Here is a 14,983-nt window from a genome sequence, read left to right as displayed (position 1 = left end):
GGCCTCGTGGATGCGCGTGTCATGGATGGTCTCCGTACGTACGCTTGATTCGTTATCGTGATGCGTCGTTCGGCAAACTATGATCGGACGATACGCACAAGTAAATGGATGCAGAGTTCCAAACGGGCGGGATCGCGCAATCCCTGTCCTTGCGTGGCCTTTGACAGATTTTCAAACAGCCTACATTTTGTTTGCTCAGACAAATATCCAGCCGGTATAACAGGCGTTTGATTGGTCGCGCACGCACCGCGCGCAGCCCGACCGGGCGGCCCGCGCCGGCTGTCGGACCTGCCGCGGCGCAAGCTTACACGTCGACGATCGCCAGCGTGCCATGACTGCCGGGCAGCACAGTCGGCCGGCCGCGGTGCGCCGCCGGTGCGCAAGACGCGGGGCCTGCGTCGATCGGCACGAATCGATGCATATTGTTCGCCTCATTTGAATAAAAAACCGCAGCACTCAACGCACGCCCGATATTTCGAGCAAATCCCGCACGCACGCGCCGCCGCCTTTCCACCAGCATGCATTTCGATCTTCCGATTGCTAAGATGGCGGTCCCGCGATTCCGCACCCTGCACCGTTCGACATGACGCCTGCCCGCCATGCCGCGCCCGATTTCGCCCGCCTCCCCGCGGCCGTGAAGCCGGGCCTGCACGACTGGCGCCGCGCTGTCGGCCGGCCGTGCCATCCGTGAGCATGCAACCGATCCTGTCCGTTTCCGACCTCTCGAAGACTTACGCGTCCGGCTTCCAGGCGCTGAAGCACGTGACCCTCGACATCCGCCCCGGCGAGATCTTCGCGCTGCTCGGGCCGAACGGCGCCGGCAAGACCACGCTGATCGGCTCGATCTGCGGGATCGTCACGCCGACCGAAGGCCGCGTGACGGTCGGCGGCCACGACATCCGCGATGCGTATCGCGCGGCCCGCGAAATGATCGGCCTCGTGCCGCAGGAACTGACGACCGACGCGTTCGAGACCGTCTGGGCGACCGTGTCGTTCAGCCGCGGCCTGTTCGGCAAGGCGCCCGATCCCGCATACATCGAGAAGACGCTGAAGGCGCTGTCGCTGTGGGACAAGCGCGACAACAAGCTGATGACGCTGTCGGGCGGCATGAAGCGCCGCGTGATGATCGCCAAGGCGCTGTCGCACGAGCCGCGCATCCTGTTCCTCGACGAACCGACCGCCGGCGTCGACGTCGAGCTGCGCCGCGACATGTGGAAGCTCGTCGATACGCTGCGCGACGACGGCGTGACGATCGTGCTGACCACGCACTACATCGAGGAAGCCGAGGAGATGGCCGACCGGATCGGCATCATCCTCGGCGGCGAGCTCGTGCTGGTCGAGGAAAAGCGCGAGCTGATGCGCAAGCTCGGCAAGAAGCAGCTGACCGTGCAGCTCGAACATCCGCTCGCGACGGTGCCGGCCGAACTCGCGCCGTTCGCGCTCGAACGCGCGGACGACGGCGCCGCGCTCGTCTACACCTACGACTCGCAGCGCGACGACGCGAGCATCGCGAAGCTGATCAATGCGCTGGGCGCATCCGGCATCGGCTTTCGCGACCTGCATACGACGCAGAGCTCGCTCGAGGATATTTTCGTCAGCCTGATCGACAACCGCCGCAACGGCGCACAAGAGGCCCAGACCCGATGAATCTCCAGGCGATCCGCGCGATCTATCGCGCCGAAATGGCCCGCACGCGCCGCACGCTGATGCAGAGCATCATCGCGCCGGTGATCTCGACGTCGCTGTACTTCGTCGTGTTCGGCTCGGCGATCGGCTCGCGCATCAGCGACGTGAACGGCATCGGCTACGGCTCGTTCATCGTGCCGGGCCTCGTGATGCTGTCGCTGCTGTCGCAGAGCATCTCGAACGCGTCGTTCGGCATCTACTTCCCGCGCTTCACCGGCACGATCTACGAGATCCTGTCCGCGCCCGTGTCGTACTGGGAGATCGTGATCGCGTATGTCGGCGCGGCCGCGTCGAAGTCGATGCTGCTCGGCCTGATCATCCTCGCGACCGCCGGCCTGTTCGTGCCGCTGCACATCCTGCATCCGTTCTGGATGGTGCTGTTCCTGGTGCTGACGTCGATCACGTTCAGCCTGTTCGGCTTCGTGATCGGCATCTGGGCCGACAGCTTCGAGAAGCTGCAGCTCGTGCCGCTGCTGATCATCACGCCGCTCACGTTCCTCGGCGGCAGCTTCTATTCGGTCGACATGCTGCCGCCGGTATGGCGCGTCGTCACGCTGTTCAATCCGATCGTGTACCTGATCAGCGGCTTCCGCTGGTCGTTCTATGGGCTCGCGGACGTGCACGTCGGCATCAGCCTCGCCGCGACCTCGCTGTTCCTCGCGATCCTGCTCGCGATCGTCGCGTGGATGTTCCGCACCGGCTACAAGCTGAAGAACTGACCGGCGCGCGCCGCGGCGATGACGCATTTGTTCAAGCCCGCGGCGCTTTTCCTCCAATGCGGCTTTTTGTGGTCGCGTCTACTGAATGCTCGAAGCCTTGAAGCCGCCCGCTTCGAGGCTTTCCTTCTTCAGAGGACGCCATGCCCGCCGCCACCGCTCCCGCCTCCGCCGCCGCCCGGCTCGAACGCCTGCCGTTCTCCGGCTATCACAAGCGGATCTTCTTCATCATCGCGATCGCGTTCTTCTTCGATTCGGTCGATCTCGGCACGATGACCTTCGTGCTGGGCTCGATCCGCAAGGAGTTCGGGCTGTCGACCGCGGCCGCCGGCCTCGTCGCGAGCGCGAGCTTCTTCGGCATGGTGCTCGGCGCGGCCGTCGCCGGCCTGCTCGCCGACCGCTTCGGCCGCCGCCCCGTGTTCCAGTGGAGCATGGTGCTGTGGGGCGCAGCGTCGTACCTGTGCTCGACCGCGCAGAGCGTCGACGCGCTGATCGTCTATCGCGTGCTGCTCGGCATCGGCATGGGCATGGAATTCCCGGTCGCGCAGACGCTGCTGTCCGAGTTCGTGCCGACCGAGAAGCGCGGCCGCCTGATCGCGCTGATGGACGGCTTCTGGCCGCTCGGCTTCATCACGGCCGGCATCGTCGCGTACTTCGTGCTGCCGCAGTTCGGCTGGCGCACGGTGTTCGCGCTGCTCGCGATTCCGGCCGTGTTCGTGCTGGTGGTGCGCCGCATCGTGCCCGAATCGCCGCGCTGGCTCGAACACGCGGGCCGGCACGCGGAAGCCGACACGGTGATGCGCACGATCGAGGCGAAGGTGATGGGCTCGGCCGGCGTCGCGACGCTGCCGCCGCCGTCGCGGCTCGCCGAGCCGATCGCCGCGCGCGGCCGCGGCGCGCTGCGCGAGATCTGGAGCGGCGCATATCGCCGCCGCACGACGATGGTGTGGCTGCTGTGGTTCTTCGCGCTGCTCGGCTTCTACGGGCTCACGTCGTGGCTCGGCGCGCTGTTGCAGCAGGCCGGCTTCGAGGTCACGAAGTCGGTGTTCTACACGGTGCTGATCTCGCTCGGCGGCGTGCCGGGCTTCCTGTGCGCCGCGTGGCTCGTCGAGCGCTGGGGCCGCAAGCCGACCTGCATCGCGTCGCTGGTCGGCGGCGGCATCATGGCGTATGCGTACGGACAAAGCGCACTGTACGGCGGCAGCATGGCGCTGCTGATCGGCACCGGCCTCGCGATGCAGTTCTTCCTGTTCGGGATGTGGGCCGCGCTGTACACGTATACGCCCGAACTGTACGGCACCGGCGCGCGCGCGACGGGCTCGGGCTTCGCATCGGCGATCGGGCGCGTCGGCTCGCTGATCGGGCCTTACGTGGTAGGCGTCGTGCTGCCGGTGTTCGGTCAGGGCGGCGTGTTCACGCTCGGCGCGCTGTCGTTCGCGGCGGCCGCGATCGCGGTGTGGACGCTCGGGATCGAAACGAAGGGGCTCGCGCTGGAAGAACTCGCGACGGGCGACGATGCGGCCGGCGGCCGCTATCCGGCAACGGCCGACAAGGTGTTGTGACCGCGGCACGGCGCATTCGCAAGCAAGTCATCGGCGGAAACGGGCGCTGGACCGGCGCTTCGGTTTCCGCCGACACCCGCCCCACTGCCCATGCGAGGTGACCCCGACGAGCGCGTCCCGCATCGAATACAGTGCCTTCCCCGCCCGCTCCATCTTGCTCCAGGGTCAATTGGGAAGCTCGCTATCGACAATGAAGGTGCCATTCGCATAGCGATACTGTCGTGTAAGAGGTTCTGGTTTTGCGTAATTCGCCCAGTGAATACGGAAATCGTCTCCCGCCTCAGTCCAAGCGATCGCAAGATAGGGAGACTTGTTCCCTGAATCGGTGAACAAGTCGATGTTCTTGATGCAGCTCTGCACCAGCGTCGAGTAGACAGGTTCTGCGCGTTTTCCATCTAAACGAAGGACGTAAAGCGTTCCTTCCTCGCCGGCCCCGCAGTAGCCCGTTGGATTGTCGCTGGACGATTGATTGATCACCACCATGAGGAACTCATGCCCATCGATTATTCGGGAGCGCGCCGCTGGAAATGCGACGCTCGATGACGACGTCAATGCACGCCGTATCGCGCCAGGAACCTCCAGGGTCCGCAATTTTCCATGCCGCGCGTCAGTCACGACGAGCCGGTGCGCATGTTGCTGCACAATCGGTCCCGCGCTCAGTTGTACATACTGCGGCTCCGGTGTTTGTGCAATCGCGACGGCACTAAAAGCGCCGACAACCATTCCACACAATGCCGTCTTAATTGTTCGCCATGTGGTCTGCATAACAGATACCCGAATAGATCCAAGCGTGTTCATCGGAACGACCTGCCTTCCCACTCTTGTATGTGTCCTTGTCGCGTTTGTGCAATTCTTCCACAGTCTTATCCTTGTTCGCATCTTTCGACATATCCCAGCCAATGTTGCTGGTGTCCGGATCGCACATAATCGTCCCATTCGGCACCCAAGCGTTCGATGATTCGTCCCACCGGTAGTAGACGCTGCCATTCCAACGAGAAAACGTCGCACGGATCAGTTGATCTTCGGTATATGGATGACCAGCCAAATCTTTCTTGGCATACCCCTGCTTCTCTTGATAGAGCTTGATGCCCACCTTGATATTCTCTTTCCAATTCCACACTTGTTCGTAAGTAGGCGCTGGATTGGTCATCTGTGTCATGCCGTACCCGTTGTCAAAGGCGACGACGGGTTCCTGATCCGCATTGATGAAGTTCTTGTAGTGACTTTCCTGATTGATCACACGATCGAAGCCGACGGCGTCCTTCTGGGTCTTCAAAAATTCGAGCACAGCGTCTTTGCTCGGGTTTGTGCCGACGATAAAAACCGTGCGTCGGAATTGCTCCGTACCTGCAGTGACCTCGACCACCAGTTTGCCGCCCAAGATCTTCCCGCCCAGATCGGCGAGCCAGGTTTTGTCATTGCTCGAGAACGAGCCGGTATCCGAGAAGGTTTTGAGCTTTTTGCCGCGTGGTTTCTCCCGAAGTCCGCTCACCTGCGCGTCCCACGTGATCGTCCACTTCCATTGATACGGTGGAGGCTGCTCTGTCTTTATCTCGAATGTGATCTCCGGAAATTTTGGCGTCTCGTCGAGGTAGGCGCCTCGTGCATTGCCGGTCTGCTGGATCAGGTAGCCGAGATGGAGCGCGGAGTTCCCCTGACTGCTGAACAACGGCACCGCGGACTTCGCCGCAGCGTTGCGCGTCGCCGGGTGGCAGACCTGATCAACCGTCGCCGGGTCGAACCGAACCAGCCCGTCTCGAGGCACGAACTGGTCGACCCGCCGAACCGGACCGTAGACGGCACAGCCGGTGCTGGCGCAGGTGATCGAAAAGCCGGCGTAGCGCACCGTGGCGCTACCGATCGCGCGCTCGATGAACACCGGTTTGTACGTCGGCATCGGCAGTTGCGCCGGGTCGCACGACGTCATGGCCTGGCGCTGCTCTATACGGCACCGGCGCGCGCGCGACGGGCTCGGGCTTCGCGTCGGCGATCGGGCGCGTCGGCTCGCTGATCGGGCCTTACGTCGTGGGCGTCGTGCTGCCGGTGTTCGGCCAGGGCGGCGTGTTCACGCTCGGCGCGCTGTCGTTCGCGGCGGCCGCGATCGCGGTGTGGACGCTCGGGATCGAAACGAAGGGGCTCGCGCTGGAAGAACTCGCGACGGGCGACGATGCCGCCGGCGGCCGCTATCCGGCAACGGCCGACAAGGTGTCGTGACCGCGGCGCGGCGCGCGCCTGCGCGCCGCAAACGCGCCTTTGCGCCCGCAGGGCGGCGGCATTCGTCGTTACAATAGCCGGCGGCTGCCGCGCCTCGCCCCGCTCCGTTGAAGGCAGGTGACGCGGCGCATTCGCAAGCAAGTCATCGGCGGAAACGGGCGCTGGACCGGCGCTTCGGTTTCCGCCGACACCCGTCCCACTGCCCATGCGAGGTGACCCCGATGAGCGCGTCCCGCATCGAAGAAATCCGCAGCGGCCTGTTTCGCGCGACAACCTATGTCGACGCGCTGAACCTCGGCTTCAGCCAGTTCTTCGTCCGCTCGCCGAGCGGCGAGGTCGTCTGCATCGAAACCGGCACCCGCGCCAATTTTCCGCAGCTGCGCAACAGTCTCGCGATGGTCGGCATCGCGCCGTCGAGCGTGACGGGCGTCGTCGTCCCGCATTTCGAGGCCGACGAGATGGGTGCGCTGCCCGAATTCCTGGCGGCCAATCCCGCGCTCGTCGCCTACGGCCATCCGATCTGCACGCACGGGCTGGCCGACGTGTTCGGCGTACGCGTGAAGCCGCTGAAGGACGGCGAGCCGACGACGATCGCCGGCGTCGAGATCGTGCCGGTCTTCACCAAGCACGTGCACCAGTGGGATGCGATGGTCGTGTATCTGCCGGCCTACCGCGCGCTGCTATCGTCAGACATACTGATGCGCTTCGGCGACGACGACGCGGACGATCCGCTGCCCGTCATCCTCGACTCGATCAGGCGCTCCGACTATCTGCCCTCGCTCGCGCACATGGCGGCTGCGCTGCGCCGAATTCAGGCGCTCGAGCTCGACATCATCCTGCCGATGCACGGCGCGGCCATCACGCGCGACATCCCGCGCGTGCTCGCCGGCGCGATCGCGCATTGCGACGCGGCCGCCGCGTAGCGCCGCCCGCGCCGCTCAGGCGCCGGTGACGACGAACTCTTCGGCCGCCTTGCGCTGGATCGCGGCCATCATCGCCAGCTCGCGCTTGCTGCGCGGCTCGCTGGAAACGACGCCCGTCGCGTGCTTCGCCTTCGCCCCCGGCGGGTAGAAGACGAACGACACGCCGGCCGGCGCATCCGGCTCGGCACGCAGGCGCTTGTTCAGGATCTTCAGATACTTCTTCTTCGAGACTTCCTTCGCGGCCATGACGCCCTCCGGCATGAACGTGGTGCCGGTCAGCATACCAGCTTTGCCCGCCGGCCCGGCGAGACCGGCGGCAAGCTGGCGGACCGCGCCAGGATGCGCGCTCACGCCGCGGGCGCCGCGTCCCAGCGCCCGATCTCGTCGAGCGGATACACGGGCCGCGCGAGCCGCTCGTAGCGGAACAGCCCGTAGTCCGAACCCGTGACCCCGCGGCTGTCGCATTCGACGAGCGCGGCCGCGATCGGCACGAACACGGGGCGGCAGTACATCCGCGATTTCAGCAGCAGAAACCGCGCGCGGCGCGGATCGATGCCGACGCTCTCGAACACGCCGAGATCCCACGGCTCCTGCGTGCGCTCGGTGACGACGAGCGTCGCCGCGCCGATGTCGAGCACGGCCGTGCGGCCCATGTACGCGCGCTGGCCGGTATAGGTCGGCCCGGTGATCACGTATTCGCCGTCGGTGATCGCGCGCACGACACCGGTCGCGCGAAACGGCTCGCGCCGCACGCCGCCGTGCGACGGCAGCTTGTTGCCGACCGGCACCGTGACGGTCGCGCCGACGCCGGCGTCGATCAGCCGCGCAACGGCCTCCGGGTCGCACAGCGGCCCGCTGACGAGGCCGTCGAGCCCCTGCGCGAGCGCTTCCTCGAGCACGTCCATCGTGTCGCACGGGCCGCCCGACATGCAGTTGTCGCCGTGGTCCAGCATCAGCACCGGACGATCCGCGCCGCGCGCGAGCGTCGCGGCCTGCGCGACCGATTCGGCAAGCGGCGCGCTGCGGTAGACGAATTCGTCGCGCGCGTCCCAGATCTGCCGCGCGATGCGTTCGGCGACCGCGTCGGCCGCCGCACGATCGCCGTCGCCGACCACGACGACGCTGATGCACGGCGCGGGAATGTCGGCCAGCGAGAATCCCGACAGCACCGACACCGCGAGCATTCCGTCGGCCTCGGCCGCGCGCGCGGCGTCCAGCGCGCGCCGCATCGCGCCTTCGGCGCTCGCGCTGCGCAGCGTCGAGGTCATCAGCGGCGGCTGCCGCCATGCGAGCACCGGCCGCGCACGGCCGTGGATCCGGTCGAGCAGCACGCGCGCGGCATGCTCGCCGGTCTCGTACATGTCGACGTGCGGGTAGGTCTTGAAGCTGACGATCACGTCCGCGTGGTCGATCATCTTCTGCGTGACGTTCCCATGCAGGTCGAGCGCGACCGCGATCGGCGCGTCGGGCAGCGCCGCGCGCACGCGTTCGAGCAGGTCGCCCTCGCCGTCCGCGCTCTGCTCGGCGACCATCGCGCCGTGCAGGTCGAGCATCACCGCGTCGCAGCCGGGCGCGGCCGCGACGATCGCGTCGCAGATCGCCGCATACGCGTCGGCCGCGACCGGGCCGCTCGGGTTCGCGGCCGCCGACACGGGCGTCACGACCTCGGCGCCCGCGCGCGCCGCCGCATCGAGGAACGCGGCCATCGCGGTGCGCATCCCGCGATTCGCGCGATCCGCGTCGTCGCCCCAGTCGGGGCCGTTGCGGCCGAACGCCGACAGCGGCGTCGGCACCGGCGAGAACGTATTGGTCTCGTGGTTCATCCGGGCGATCAGAATCTTCATCGCGCGTCGCCCTCCGCGATGCCGGCCGCGCCGAGCATCGCCTGCAGCAGCACGTTGCAGCCGGCTTCGAGATGCGCGGGATCGGCGTCCTCGATCTCGTTGTGGCTAATGCCGTCCTTGCACGGCACGAAGATCATCGCGGTCGGCGCGACGCGCGCGAGATACACGGCGTCGTGCCCTGCGCCGCTGATCACGTTCATCGACGACAGCCCGAGCGCGTTCGCGCCTGCGCGCACCTGCTCGACGAGCGCCGCATCGAACGGCTGCGGCGGGAAGTACACGACCTGCTCGACGTCGATCCGCATGTCGGCCTGCGTCGCCGCGTCGGCACAGGCTGCGCGCAACGCGGCGTCCATCGCGGCGAGCGTGGCGTCGTCGGCCGCGCGCAGGTCGACCGTCAGCGTCACGCGCCCGGGGATCACGTTGCGCGAATTCGGATGCACGTCGACCCAGCCGACCGTGCCGCGCCCGTGCGGCGCATGCGCGCGCGCGATGCCGTTCACCGCGCGGACGAGGTCCGCGGCCGTCAGCAGCGCGTCGCGCCGCAACGCCATCGGCGTCGGGCCCGCATGCGCCTCCATGCCGTGCACGGTCACGTCGTACCAGCGCTGCCCGAGCGCGCCCTCGACCACGCCGATCGTCGTCGCATGCGCCTCGAGCACCGGGCCCTGCTCGATATGCGCCTCGAAATACGCGCCGACCGGATGCGCACCGCCCGCATCGCCCGCATAACCGATCGCCGCGAGCGCCTCGCGCACCGACACGCCGTCCCGGTCATGCTGCGCGAGCGCATGTTCGAGCGTAAACGCGCCGGCGAACACGCCCGAGCCCATCATCACCGGCACGAAGCGCGAGCCTTCCTCGTTGGTCCAGACCGCAACCTCGAGCGGCGCGCGCGTGCGCACGCCGGCATCGTCCAGCGCGCGCAGCACCTCGAGGCCGGCCAGCACGCCGTAGTTGCCGTCGAACTTGCCGCCGGTCGGCTGCGTGTCGATATGACTGCCGGTCATCACCGGCGGCAGGTCGTCGCGCGCGCCCGCGCGCCGCGCGAAGATGTTGCCGATCGCGTCGACCCGCACGCTGCAGCCGATCGCCTTCGCCCACGCGACGAACAGATCGCGCGCTTCGCGATCGCGCTCGGTCAGCGCGAGCCGGCACACGCCGCCCTTGCTCGTCGCGCCGATCTGCGCGAGACGCATCAGGCTGTCCCACAGCCGCGCGCCGTCGACGCGCAGCGCGCGCGTCGCGACGTCCGGCCCCGAATCCTCTACTTGCATCGATGGAACTCCTCGCAATATAAGAACGCGGCGCTCACGCGACGCCGACGCCCAGGTAACGGTCCTTCACTTCGTGGTCGGCCGCGAATGCCGCATTGCCGCCTTCGTAGACGATCACGCCCTGTTCGATGATGAAGTGGCGATCCGCGAGCTGCGTGCACACTTCGAGGTTCTGCTCGACGAGCAGGATCGCGACGCCGGCCGCCTTGATCTGCTTCAGCTGTTCGACGATTTCCTCGACGATCACGGGCGCGAGCCCTTCGACCGGTTCGTCGAGCATCAACAGGCGCGGATGGTTCATCAGCGCGCGGCCGATCGCGAGCATCTGCTGCTCGCCGCCCGACAGCTGCGCACCGCCGTTGCGGCGACGCTCCTTCAGCCGCGGGAAGATCCGGTAGATGTCGTCGAGTTGCCACGGCGAATCGCGGCGCGCGCCGAGCCGCAGGTTCTCCTCGACCGTCAGCAGCCGGAAGATGCCGCGATGCTCGGGCACGAAGCACAGCCCGCGCGCGGCGATCCGGTGCGCGGGCTGTCCCGCGACGGGCCGCCCCGCGAACGCGACCGCGCCGCCGCTCGGCGCGACGACGCCCGCGATCGCCTTCAGCGTGGTCGACTTGCCCGCGCCGTTGCGGCCGAGCAGCGTCACCGTCTCGCCTTCCCGCACGTTCAGCGACACGCCCTGCAGGATATGGCTCTTGCCGTAACGGGCGTGCAGGTCCTTCACGTCGAGCATCATGCGCGGCCTCCGGTAATCATGTTGCCGAGATACGCGGTGCGCACGCGCTCGTCGCCGCGAATCGCGTCGGGCTTGCCTTCGACCAGCACGCGTCCTTGCTGCATCACCGTGATCGTGTCGGAGATGTCCATCACGATCCCCATGTTGTGTTCGATCAGCACGACCGTATAGTCGTCGCGCAGGCCGCGAATCAGCGCCTTCATGTCGTCGAGATCGTCGATCCCCATGCCGGAGGTCGGCTCGTCGAGAAAGATCGCGCGCGGCCGCGCCGCCAGCGCCATCCCCACTTCGAGCCGACGCTGCTGCCCGTGCGACAGCGCCGCCGCCGCGGTGCCCGCGAAGCGCTGCAGGCCGAGCCGCTCCAGCACCTCGTCGACGATGCCGTCGTGCGCGAGCGCGCCGCGCGGCGGCATCCACGGGTTCAGCGCGCGGCGCGATTCGACGCCCTGCGCGGCGACGCGCAGGTTCTCGCGCACGCTCAGGTTCGGAAACAGGCTCGTGACCTGGAACGAGCGTGCGATGCCGCGCCGCACGCGCTTGTAGTCGGGCTCCTGCGTGACGTCGTGGCCGTCGAACACGATCGAACCCGACGTGATCGGCAGCGTGCCCGTCAGCGTATGGAACAGCGTCGTCTTGCCTGCGCCGTTCGGGCCGATCACCGAGTGCACGGTGCGCGGCATGATGCGCAGGTCGACGCCGCCGAGCGCCGTGAATTTGCCGTAGCGCTTGACGATGCCGCGCGCTTCGAGAATCGCTTCGCTCATGCCTGCTCCCCGCTCGTTGCCGCATTGCGCCGCAGCGACGCCGCGATGCGTTCGCCCAGCCCCCACAATCCGCGCTGCATGAACAGGCTGACCGCGATCAGCACGAGGCCGAGCAACAGCAGCCAGCGCGGCCACAACGTCGACAGCCAGTCCGCGAACAGCACGTAGAACGCCGCGCCGAGCACCGACGCGAACAGGTTGCCGGTGCCGCCGATCACCGTCATCACGAGGATCATCTCGCTCGTGTGATAGTCGATGTTCGACAGCGGCGCGATTCCCGTCATCAGCGCATGCAGCGCGCCCGCGAAACCCGTCACCGCGCCCGACAGCACGAACGCCGCAAGCTTGAAGCGCTTCACGTCGTAGCCGGCCGCCGCCGCGCGCGCCTCGTTGTCGCGGATCGCCAGCAGCGTGCGGCCGAATACCGAGCGCGATACGCGCAGCAGCAGCCAGAACACCGCGACGAACAGCACCGCGACGAAGCCGTAGTAGCGCCACGGCGAATCGAGCGACACCAGCGAATGGCCGAACGCGGACAGCGCGGGACGCGGGATGTCGAGCAGCCCGTTGTCGCCGCCGGTGAGGTCCGGCGTCGTATAGGCGAGGAAGTAGAACAGCTGCCCGAACGCGAGCGTCAGCATCACGAAGTAGGTGCCGCGCTGCCGGATCGAGAACCAGCCGACCAGCGCGGCCGCGACCGCGCCGAGCGCGACGGCCGCCAGCAGCGCGAGAGGCACCGACGCGACACCGTGCGTGAGCACGAGCCCGGCCGCATAGCTGCCGAGCCCGAAGAAGATGCCCTGCCCGAACGACAGCAGTCCGGTCAGCCCGAGCAGCAGGTTGCAGCCGAGCGCGGCCAGCGCGAACACGAGCACTTCGGTCGCGAGCGACCCCGAGCTCAGCGCCAGCGGCAGCACGCCCGCAACCCCCACCGCGAGCCAGCCTTCCGGCCGCCGCAGCGCGCCGCGCCATGCGGGCGAACGCCGGGCAGCGCCGGGCGGCAGCGATTTCGACGATTCGATCATGCGGTCCTCCCCAGCAAACCGTTCGGGCGCAGCAGCAGCACGGCGGCCATCGCGACATAGATCATCAGTCGCGCGCCTTCCGGCCACAGCGTGCTCATCAGGCTCTGCACGATGCCGACCAGCAGCCCGCCGACCAGCGCCCCGAGAAAATTCCCCATCCCGCCGACGACGACCACCACGAACGCGACGCCGAGCGCCTCGATGCCCATGAACGGATCGACGCCGCGAATCGGCGCGGCCAGCACGCCCGCGAGCGCGGCCGTCGCCGCACCCAGCGCGAATACCAGGCTGAACACGCGCGTCACGTTGATGCCGAGCAGCGACACCATCTCCGACGATTCGCTGCCCGCGCGCACCGTGCTGCCGAGCCGCGTGCCTTCGAGCACCCACCACAGCAGCGCGGCCAGCACGGCCGTGAAGCCGATCACGAACAGCCGGTATTTCGGATAGACGAAGCTGCCCCAGATCACGACGCCGCTCAGTGCGTCGGGCGGCGGCACGTTGTCGCCGAGCGGGCCCCACGCGAGGATCGCGCATTCCTGCAGCACCAGCGCGAGACCAACCGTCGCGAGAATGTGGAACTCGTGCTGCTGCGCGTATACGTGACGCAGCACGAGCTTTTCGACGAGCCATGCGAACGCGCCGACCACCAACGGCACGATCGCGAGCGCGACCCAGAAATTCGCCGACCATTGCAGCGCCTGGTAGCACAGGTATGCGCCGAGCAGGTAGAACGCGCCGTGCGCGAAATTCACGAAGCGCAGCAGGCCGAACACGATCGACAGGCCGACGGCGAGCAGGAAGTACAGCATGCCCACGCCGATGCCGTTGACGATCTGCAGCAGATAGACGTTCATGGCTTCCGTATCGGAAAGGAAGGAAACGGACGTCCGCGGCGCGCAGCGGCCGCGGACGCGCCCAGCGCGTTACGCGAGCTTGCAGCCGGTCTTGTCGACGGGCAGGAACGACTGCCCCGAGCTGACGATGTCCGCGTAGTCGTCCGCGTTCTTCATCCGGCTCTTCGGCTTGCCCTTCAGCAGGTAGTAGTTCTTCAGCACCTGGTGGTCGCCCTTGCGGATTTCCTCGGGGCCGGTGAGCCCGTCGTACTTCATGCCTTCCATCGCGGCGACGACCTTCTTCGGGTCCGCGCTGCCGGCCTTCACCATCGCATCGAGCAGGATCTTCGAGCAGATGTACGAGCCGGCGAGGCTGTAGTTCGGATTGGACTTGAACGCGGCGTTGGTGCGCTTCACGAGGTCGCGGTTCAGCGGCGAGTCGATCCCGTGCCAGTACTGCGCGCCGAAGTAGACGCCGTCGCAGATGTCGGCGCCGAGCGTCTCGAACTGTTCGAGGCCCGATGCCCACGCGAGCAGGATCGTGCAGTTGCGCTTCATGCCGAAGCTCACGGCCTGGCGCAGCGTGTCCGACGACTGCGAGCCGAAGTTCAGGATCAGCAGCACGTCGGGCTGCGCGGCAGCCGCGTTGGTCAGGTAGCCGCTGAATTCCTTCTCGGCGAGCGAGTGGTAGCTGTTGCCGACGTGCTCGATGCCCTTTTCCTTGAAGATCGCCTTCGCGGCCGACAGCAGTCCGTCGCCGAACACGTATTGCGGCGTGATCGTGTACCAGCGCTTCGCCTTCGGCAACATGCCGATCAGCGGCCGCACCGTCTGCTCGATCGCGCCGAAGGTCGGCACCGACCAGCGGAACGTCGCGTCGTTGCAGTCCTTGCCGGTGATCTCGTCGGCGCCGGCGGTCGTGATGAACACGCCGCCGGCCTTCTGCACTTCCTTGCCCATCGCCAGCGACTCGGACGACAGGATCCCGCCGGCGAAGAAGCGCACGCCCTTCTGCTGCGCGATCTCCTGCACGCGCCGCACGGCGGTCGCCGGCTTGCCCTCGGTGTCGAGCGCGGTATAGGCGAGCGGTGCGCCGAGCACCTTGCCGTACTGCTTGACGACGAGCTGCATGCCGAGGTCGGCGTATTTGCCGTTGGCGGCGAACGGCCCCGACATCGGCACCGGGCAAGCGAGCTGGAGGGGCGCGCCCTGCGCGAAGGCGGCCCGCGACGACAAGCTGCCGAGCGCGCCCGGCACGGCCGACAGAGCGGCCAGTTTCAACAGTTCTCGGCGATTCAAGTTGATGCTCCTGGTAAGAGGGACATGCGCGATACGACCGACTGCGGGCACGCTCCCGCCCGGCGCGGGCGGAGACCGGCCTCCACGATACGTTTCACCGG

At 67.2% G+C, this 14,983-nt stretch carries 15 protein-coding genes and 1 pseudogene; 5 read left to right on the top strand and 11 right to left on the bottom strand.

Going from position 1 to position 14,983, the window contains the following annotated elements; translation table 11 throughout:
- Positions 1-304: 304 nt before the first annotated feature.
- Positions 305-520, bottom strand: a complete 216-nt coding sequence (locus BST28156_RS07720) for a hypothetical protein (RefSeq protein WP_155755040.1) — start codon at positions 518-520, stop codon at positions 305-307.
- A 173-nt stretch (positions 521-693) separates the two neighbouring features.
- Here BST28156_RS07720 and BST28156_RS07715 point away from each other — a divergent pair, with 173 nt between their 5' ends.
- The 3 genes from BST28156_RS07715 to BST28156_RS07705 all read left to right on the top strand — a co-directional run bounded on the left by BST28156_RS07715 (position 694) and on the right by BST28156_RS07705 (position 3,964).
- The gene (locus tag BST28156_RS07715; protein WP_059602475.1) at positions 694-1,647 is read left to right on the top strand and encodes an ABC transporter ATP-binding protein; all 954 of its coding nucleotides are present in this window, start codon (positions 694-696) and stop codon (positions 1,645-1,647) included.
- Positions 1,644-2,405, top strand: a complete 762-nt coding sequence (locus BST28156_RS07710) for an ABC transporter permease (RefSeq protein WP_060244475.1) — start codon at positions 1,644-1,646, stop codon at positions 2,403-2,405. Before BST28156_RS07715 ends, BST28156_RS07710 begins: the two co-directional genes overlap by 4 nt.
- 140 nt (positions 2,406-2,545) lie before the next feature.
- The gene (locus tag BST28156_RS07705; RefSeq protein ID WP_174901922.1) at positions 2,546-3,964 is read left to right on the top strand and encodes an MFS transporter; all 1,419 of its coding nucleotides are present in this window, start codon (positions 2,546-2,548) and stop codon (positions 3,962-3,964) included.
- Positions 3,965-4,129: 165 nt separating this feature from the next.
- Here the strand turns inward: BST28156_RS07705 and BST28156_RS07700 are convergent, their stop codons facing one another.
- Entirely contained in the window at positions 4,130-4,729 is a 600-nt protein-coding gene (locus tag BST28156_RS07700) for a hypothetical protein (RefSeq protein ID WP_155755106.1), read from the bottom strand.
- Positions 4,704-5,891, bottom strand: coding sequence for a hypothetical protein (locus BST28156_RS07695; protein ID WP_174901921.1), 1,188 nt, complete (start codon positions 5,889-5,891; stop codon positions 4,704-4,706). Before BST28156_RS07695 ends, BST28156_RS07700 begins: the two co-directional genes overlap by 26 nt.
- A gap of 14 nt (positions 5,892-5,905) precedes the next feature.
- On the opposite strand from BST28156_RS07695, the pseudogene BST28156_RS07690 reads away from it, so the two are divergent.
- A pseudogene (locus BST28156_RS07690) lies at positions 5,906-6,178 on the top strand (MFS transporter); the annotation flags it as partial.
- Positions 6,179-6,399: 221 nt separating this feature from the next.
- A complete protein-coding gene (locus BST28156_RS07685; protein ID WP_174901920.1) occupies positions 6,400-7,101 on the top strand; it encodes an oxygen-binding di-iron domain-containing protein in 702 nt (233 codons plus the stop codon).
- Positions 7,102-7,116: 15 nt separating this feature from the next.
- On the opposite strand, the gene BST28156_RS07680 is transcribed toward BST28156_RS07685, so the two are convergent.
- The 8 genes from BST28156_RS07680 to BST28156_RS07645 form a co-directional block, all read right to left on the bottom strand.
- Positions 7,117-7,347 carry a hypothetical protein gene (locus tag BST28156_RS07680; RefSeq protein ID WP_009687821.1) on the bottom strand — a complete coding sequence of 77 codons (231 nt, stop codon included), beginning with the start codon at positions 7,345-7,347 and terminating at the stop codon, positions 7,117-7,119.
- Positions 7,348-7,448: 101 nt separating this feature from the next.
- The gene (locus BST28156_RS07675) at positions 7,449-8,945 is read right to left on the bottom strand and encodes a M81 family metallopeptidase (protein ID WP_174901919.1); all 1,497 of its coding nucleotides are present in this window, start codon (positions 8,943-8,945) and stop codon (positions 7,449-7,451) included.
- The gene (locus BST28156_RS07670) at positions 8,942-10,222 is read right to left on the bottom strand and encodes a Zn-dependent hydrolase (protein WP_174901918.1); all 1,281 of its coding nucleotides are present in this window, start codon (positions 10,220-10,222) and stop codon (positions 8,942-8,944) included. Before BST28156_RS07670 ends, BST28156_RS07675 begins: the two co-directional genes overlap by 4 nt.
- Before the next feature lie 34 nt (positions 10,223-10,256).
- Positions 10,257-10,958, bottom strand: coding sequence for an ABC transporter ATP-binding protein (locus BST28156_RS07665; protein ID WP_174901917.1), 702 nt, complete (start codon positions 10,956-10,958; stop codon positions 10,257-10,259).
- A complete protein-coding gene (locus BST28156_RS07660; protein ID WP_174901916.1) occupies positions 10,955-11,722 on the bottom strand; it encodes an ABC transporter ATP-binding protein in 768 nt (255 codons plus the stop codon). Before BST28156_RS07660 ends, BST28156_RS07665 begins: the two co-directional genes overlap by 4 nt.
- Complete coding sequence (locus BST28156_RS07655) at positions 11,719-12,747, bottom strand: branched-chain amino acid ABC transporter permease (protein ID WP_174901915.1); 1,029 nt, start codon at positions 12,745-12,747, stop codon at positions 11,719-11,721. Before BST28156_RS07655 ends, BST28156_RS07660 begins: the two co-directional genes overlap by 4 nt.
- The gene (locus BST28156_RS07650) at positions 12,744-13,604 is read right to left on the bottom strand and encodes a branched-chain amino acid ABC transporter permease (protein WP_009688863.1); all 861 of its coding nucleotides are present in this window, start codon (positions 13,602-13,604) and stop codon (positions 12,744-12,746) included. The genes BST28156_RS07655 and BST28156_RS07650 overlap by 4 nt, the downstream gene beginning before the upstream one ends.
- Before the next feature lie 69 nt (positions 13,605-13,673).
- A complete protein-coding gene (locus BST28156_RS07645) occupies positions 13,674-14,882 on the bottom strand; it encodes an ABC transporter substrate-binding protein (protein WP_060244491.1) in 1,209 nt (402 codons plus the stop codon).
- Between the last annotated feature and the right edge of the window lie 101 nt (positions 14,883-14,983).

The sequence above is a fragment of the Burkholderia pseudomultivorans genome (assembly GCF_902499075.1).
GTDB lineage: Bacteria > Pseudomonadota > Gammaproteobacteria > Burkholderiales > Burkholderiaceae > Burkholderia > Burkholderia pseudomultivorans.
The sequence above is the reverse complement of the archived record's forward strand: the minus strand, read 5'-3'. Positions and strand labels throughout refer to the sequence as shown.